Consider the following 5117-nt stretch of genomic DNA (forward strand, 5'->3'; position numbering starts at 1 on the left):
CTGGTAGGTGCGGGCGTACTCGTCGATCTGCTGCGCGGTGAAGGGAGCCTTCGCGCCCGGCCCGCCGAAGCTGGTCCCACCATGGGCGACGTACCCGTAGAAGAGGGACAGGTAGTCACGGACGTCGTCGTCGACCAGCAGCTCGGGGAACCCGTCCTGGTGGTGGAACGACATGTGCCAGCTCGCCTGCCGGTAGGCGTTCGAACTGAGGGCGGGGCCGGGCATGGGGTAGTCGAGGTGGGCGTACCTGACGACCTCGTCCGGGAACTGGGCGGCGTACTGGAACGCCACCCCGGCGCCGAGATCATGCCCGACCAGATTGATCCTGTTCAGCCCCAGCTTGCCGGCGAGCAGCCGGTGGACGTAGCGGGCCAGGGTGGCCTTGTCGTAACTGGTCGGCGCGCCCTCGCTGTCGCCGAGTCCCGGCAGGTCAAGCGCATACACGGCGTGTTTCTTGGTCGCGCAGGCTGTCGTCAGGACGAGCCCCGCCGTGACGGCTGCGACGGTGCGCGACCAGCGGGCCGCCGGTCTCGAAGCTACTGCTGATGTGGGCATCGGTTGTCTACCTCCGCCGCCAGCATGACCAGCAGCGTTGCCCACTTGCGAGAAATGTTGCGGATCCGCATCATGGGCCCATGAACGTCACGTCAGGCGACGTCCTTGCGGGCGTCGGCCCGCGGCTGCGCGCACTACGCCAGGCCCGGAACATCTCGCTGGCCGCCCTGGCGGCAGAGACCGGCCTGACCGCAAGCACGCTGTCGCGTCTCGAGAACGGGAAACTGCGCCCGACACTGGAGCAGCTGCTGCCGCTGGCACGGGCGCACGGCGTCCCGCTCGACGAACTGGTCGCGGCTCCACCCACCGGCGATCCCCGCATCCACCTGCGGCCGGTACGGCGCTCCGGCTTCACCGTCGTGCCGCTGACCAGACGTCCCGGAGGCATCCAGGCCTACAAGGTGATCTACCCGCCGGCCGGGAAGTCGGCCACGACGAGCCTGCAGACCCACGAGGGGTACGAGTGGTTCTACGTACTCAACGGACAGGTCAGGCTCATCCTCGGTGACCAGGAATACCAGCTGGGCCCCGGCGAAGCCGCAGAGTTCGACACCCGCGTCCCGCACCAGATCGGCAGCGCCGGCCCGCAGGCCGCGGAACTGCTCACGCTGTTCAGCGCCCAGGGCGAACGCGCCCACCTGTCCCCCTCCCCGACCTCGCCCACCTGAACGCACCCACCCGCAGGATCAGGTCGTGTGGCGGATGATCGAGCCGGCGATCCGCTCGGTGAGCCCGGGTGCGAAGAACGGGTGGTGGCCCATCCCGGGCACGATCTCCAGCCGCGCCGTGGGGATCTGCGCCGCGAGCGCCTCACCGTGGGCCGGCGGGAACAGCGGGTCGTCGCTGCCGTGCAGGACCAACGTCGCGGCCGTGATGCCGGACAGCGACGCCCGCCGGTCGTCGTCCCAGCGCCGACCGGCCAGATCGTGGTTCGCCGCGGCGGCGAGGTTACCGGCCCGGTCGTGACAGTGTTCGACGAACCGCCGCGCGGCCGGCTCGTCGAAGGGCAGCACGTCACCGTTGAGCACCCGCCAGGTCCGCACGTCGGCGTCCACCCGGTGCCGGGCCGTCGCGCGGGGTGCCCTCGCCGCGTCCATCAGGTGGTCGAGGAACCGCGCCGTCGGAGGCGGGAGTTCGCCCTGCGCAGCCGGTTGACCCGCCAGCGCCCGCGCCCACGCCGGGCCGGGGTTGTTCCCCATCGGGGAGGAGGCCATGGCCGTCAGCGTGCGGACCCGGGCCGCCCGGTGCACGGCGAGCCACTGCCCGATCGCCGCACCCAGCGACGTCCCCACGACGTGCGCGGTGGCGACACCGTACGCGTCCAGGACGGCGACCGCGTCGGTGGCCAGGTCGGCGAGTGCGTAGGGGTGCGTCGTGAAGTCGACGGAGTCGGAACGGCCGGTGTCGCGGTGATCGAACCGGATCACCTGCCGGCCGCTGTCCATCAGGGCTTCGACCAGCTCGTCGGGCCAGCCGATGCCCTGGGTGGACGTGCCCATGACCAACAGGACGGTGGGGTCGTCCGGCTGCCCGAAACGCTCGGTCCACAACCGGAGGTGCCCGCGACGAACGAAGTTCTCCTCGCCAGTAAGCATGGCGGCACGGTAGCGGTCACCGGTTCACCGGTAGGCAACTACCCGTTGTAGTGGAAAATCGTGCCCGTGAGATAATAGAGGGGCAAGACGGGGCCTGCGGCGAGCCGGCTGCGGTCGTCGACCCGCCGGCCCGAGAATCGACGGATGGCGACGGCTCTGCGCTACCACGCGGCTCTGCACTACTACGTGGTCCACGACGGTGCGGGCGAGCCGGAGGGGTTGCTGGCCGAGGAGTTCCTCCTCGCGGCGGACCACTCCTGCGTCGGGCTGGTGGGTGGCGGCTGGAGCCGCTCGGAGGGCCGGTGGCGCGACGCGTCGGCCACCAGCCGACGCCTGCGCGTCGATCCCACGCTGCGGGCCCGGGTGACGCCCGTCAGCCGGGACCGGGCGGCGACGCTGTACCGGGAGTTCTGCGGTGCTGCCCTGCCGGACGAGGCCGCGTTGCGGACGTGCTTCGGTGCGCCTCCCACGCCGCCGTCGCCCCTGCTGCTGCACCGGTCCGAGGCCACACCGGGGTTCCGCGAGACGCGCACCTACCGGATCCTGTTCGCCGGCGCGCTGACCCCGGGCGGTCTCACGGCGCTCGGCGAGGCGTGGCGGATGCCGGTCACCGGCGACCTCGCGGAGCCCGGGGTGCGCGTCCTGGGCACGGTGTGCCGTCAGGTCGGCCGCGACGCATTCCGCTGGGAACTGCGCCGGGTCGCCGCGGGCGCCGCCTGGGGACTCGACGTGACGTGCGACCTGACGGGCGACCGCGACGACGCGGTCGGCGTGCTCCTGCACGCACTGACGGCGCAGGTGCGGCTCCAGGGGCTGGTCCCCGTCACCATCGACCGGTTCCGCTGAGCGTCACGGCTACGGCTTCGCGACTGCCGGCGCACGGCGGTGGGCTGCCCGGCGCTCTCGGGGCCGGACGTGGATCGCGCCGTCGCGGACGGCCCACCTGGTCGGGACACGACGACGTCGGGCTACCGCGGCGGATCGCGTAGCAGGGACAGCGACCGGTCGAGCCACTCGGTCAGCAGCGTGCGTTCGGCGTCGGTGAGGCCGGGCAGGTCCGGCGTCACCGCCGCGAGGGTCACCGCGACCGTGCGCAGGGTCGGGTCGGGGGTCACCGGGGCGGCGGTGAGGATGCCGGTGAGGACGGCGTCGAACACGGCGTCGCCGAGTCCGGGGTCGCGTTGCGACGCGGGGATCCCCAGCAGGGTGAGGATGACGCCGGTGCCGGCGGAGTGGATCATCATGGTGGCCCGCTGCTCGTCGACCCGCAGCAGGCCGGCGGCGGCGAGCCGGCGCACCCGCGAACGCAGCACCGCCAGACCCGCCACCGACGCCGGGGACGGGTCGCCGGGCCCGCGCGTGCCGAGCAGCCGGAACAACTCGGGGTTGGCCAGGCCGAACTCCAGGTGCGTGCGCCAGCCGGCACGCAGGTCGGCCACCGGGTCCTGCGGCGCGGCGTCCGTGGCCACCGCCTTGGTGGCGACGTAGCTGGCCAGCACGTGTTCGGCGACGGCGTCGACGAGGCCGTTCTTGTCGCCGAACAGCCGGTAGATGGTGGGTGCCTGCACGCCTGCGGCCTGGGCGACGGCGCGGGTGGTCACCGCGTGCGCCCCGTGCTCGCGCAGCAGTCGGGCGGCTGCCGTGACGATGTCGGCTCGCGCGTCGTCGCGGGGCGGGGTGTCGGGCGTCACGGTCACGGATCAACGATAACAGCACCTTGTTAGCGACGAATTAGCGGTGTTAACGTCTGCGCCGTAACGTTGATTCGTCGAAGGGATCCCTCGTGTTCGTCATCACCGGTGCCACCGGGCAGCTCGGCTCCCGGATCGTCGACCAACTGCTGGCCCGGGTGCCCGCCACCGCCGTCGGGGTGAGCGTGCGCGACGTCGACAAGGCCACCCACCTGGCCGAACGCGGCGTGCGGGTCCGCCGGGGGGACTTCACCGACCCCGCCACGCTGGAGCACGCCTTCGCCGGGGCCGACCGGGTGCTGATCGTGTCCGCCGCCATCCGGGGCGGCGACGCGGCCACCGCGAACCGGGCCGCCGTCGACGCCGCCCGCGCCGCGGGAGCCGCCCGCATCCTGTACACCAGCCACCAGGCCGCCTCCCGCGACTCGCTCTTCCCCGCCCAGGTCACCCACGCCGCCACCGAGGAGCACCTGGCCGCGACCGGGGTACCGTTCACCGCCCTGCGCAACGGCTTCTACGCCGGCGCCCTCGGGTTCGCCATCGGCGACGCCCTGACCACCGGCCGCCTGGTCGCGCCGGCCGACGGGCCGGTGTCCTGGACCACGCACGACGACCTGGCCGAGGCCGCCGCCATCGCGCTGACCGGTCAGGGCGTGCTCGACGGCGTCACCCCGGCGTTGACCGCCGGCGAGGCCCTCGACCTGACGGACGTCGCCGGCATCCTCACCGACCTCACCGGACGCACCGTCACCCGGCTCGTCCTCGACGACGACGAGTGGCGGGCCGCCGCCGTCGCCCGGGGTATGCCCGGGGCCGCCGCCGACTTCACCCTCGGCATGTACCGGGCCGCCCGGCGGGGCGAGTTCGCCGTCACCGACCCGACCCTGGAGGCACTCCTCGGCCGGCGTCCGGCACCCGCCCGGTCGGTGCTCGAAACCCTCGTCGCCGCCGCGTCCCCCACCGGCCCGCAGCCGGCACGTCGGGCCTGAGTCGCGCCACACGACCCGGCGCGCGGGACACGGTGGTGCGAGGATCGGTCGCATGCCCACCGAGAACCGGGTGACCGGACGCGGGGTCCGGGACGCCGTCGACGAACTGACCCGCACGCTCGGCCCGCACACCGACCGGGACTGGACCGGCCCCGCCGGGGACCTGGACTGGTCGTGCTGGACGACCGCCGCGCACATCGCCCACGACCTGCTCGGCTACGCCACCCAGCTCACCGGCCGGCCCGACACCGGATACCTCCCGCTCGACCTGCGGGTACGCCCCGACG

General features: G+C 73.2%; 6 protein-coding genes and 1 pseudogene. 4 read left to right on the forward strand and 3 right to left on the reverse strand.

Features of this window, described 5'->3' with window-relative positions; translation table 11 throughout:
• On the reverse strand, nucleotides 1–555 hold a 555-nt coding region (locus tag ACOJTC_RS29815), incomplete at its 3' end, for an alpha/beta fold hydrolase (RefSeq protein WP_420119371.1).
• A gap of 80 nt (nucleotides 556–635) precedes the next feature.
• On the opposite strand from ACOJTC_RS29815, the gene ACOJTC_RS29820 reads away from it, so the two are divergent.
• The gene (locus ACOJTC_RS29820; protein WP_204924209.1) at nucleotides 636–1223 is read left to right on the forward strand and encodes a helix-turn-helix domain-containing protein; all 588 of its coding nucleotides are present in this window, start codon (nucleotides 636–638) and stop codon (nucleotides 1221–1223) included.
• Nucleotides 1224–1241: 18 nt separating this feature from the next.
• On the opposite strand, the gene ACOJTC_RS29825 is transcribed toward ACOJTC_RS29820, so the two are convergent.
• Nucleotides 1242–2150: an alpha/beta fold hydrolase gene (locus ACOJTC_RS29825; RefSeq protein ID WP_420119372.1), complete on the reverse strand. Its 909-nt coding sequence runs from the start codon at nucleotides 2148–2150 to the stop codon at nucleotides 1242–1244.
• A gap of 144 nt (nucleotides 2151–2294) precedes the next feature.
• Between ACOJTC_RS29825 and ACOJTC_RS29830 the strand changes: the two genes are divergently transcribed.
• On the forward strand, nucleotides 2295–2996 hold the full coding sequence (locus tag ACOJTC_RS29830; RefSeq protein ID WP_420119373.1) for a hypothetical protein: 702 nt from the start codon (nucleotides 2295–2297) through the stop codon (nucleotides 2994–2996).
• 122 nt (nucleotides 2997–3118) lie between these two features.
• Here the strand turns inward: ACOJTC_RS29830 and ACOJTC_RS29835 are convergent, their stop codons facing one another.
• Complete coding sequence (locus ACOJTC_RS29835) at nucleotides 3119–3847, reverse strand: TetR/AcrR family transcriptional regulator (protein ID WP_420119374.1); 729 nt, start codon at nucleotides 3845–3847, stop codon at nucleotides 3119–3121.
• Nucleotides 3848–3933: 86 nt separating this feature from the next.
• Here ACOJTC_RS29835 and ACOJTC_RS29840 point away from each other — a divergent pair, with 86 nt between their 5' ends.
• Entirely contained in the window at nucleotides 3934–4830 is an 897-nt protein-coding gene (locus ACOJTC_RS29840; RefSeq protein WP_420119375.1) for an NAD(P)H-binding protein, read from the forward strand.
• A gap of 52 nt (nucleotides 4831–4882) precedes the next feature.
• Nucleotides 4883–5117, forward strand: a pseudogene (locus ACOJTC_RS29845) (hypothetical protein); the annotation flags it as partial.

Origin of the sequence: Micromonospora sp., from assembly GCF_048594385.1 — a bacterium.
GTDB classification, from domain to species: Bacteria; Actinomycetota; Actinomycetes; order Mycobacteriales; family Micromonosporaceae; genus Micromonospora; species Micromonospora wenchangensis.

Bases quoted from the DNA above. Each gene is read 5' to 3' on its own strand.
- ACOJTC_RS29820 (WP_204924209.1), top strand. From the start codon at position 636: ATGAACGTCACGTCAGGCGACGTCCTTGCGGGCGTCGGCCCGCGGCTG.
- ACOJTC_RS29825 (WP_420119372.1), bottom strand. From the start codon at position 2,150: ATGCTTACTGGCGAGGAGAACTTCGTTCGTCGCGGGCACCTCCGGTTG.
- ACOJTC_RS29830 (WP_420119373.1), top strand. From the start codon at position 2,295: ATGGCGACGGCTCTGCGCTACCACGCGGCTCTGCACTACTACGTGGTC.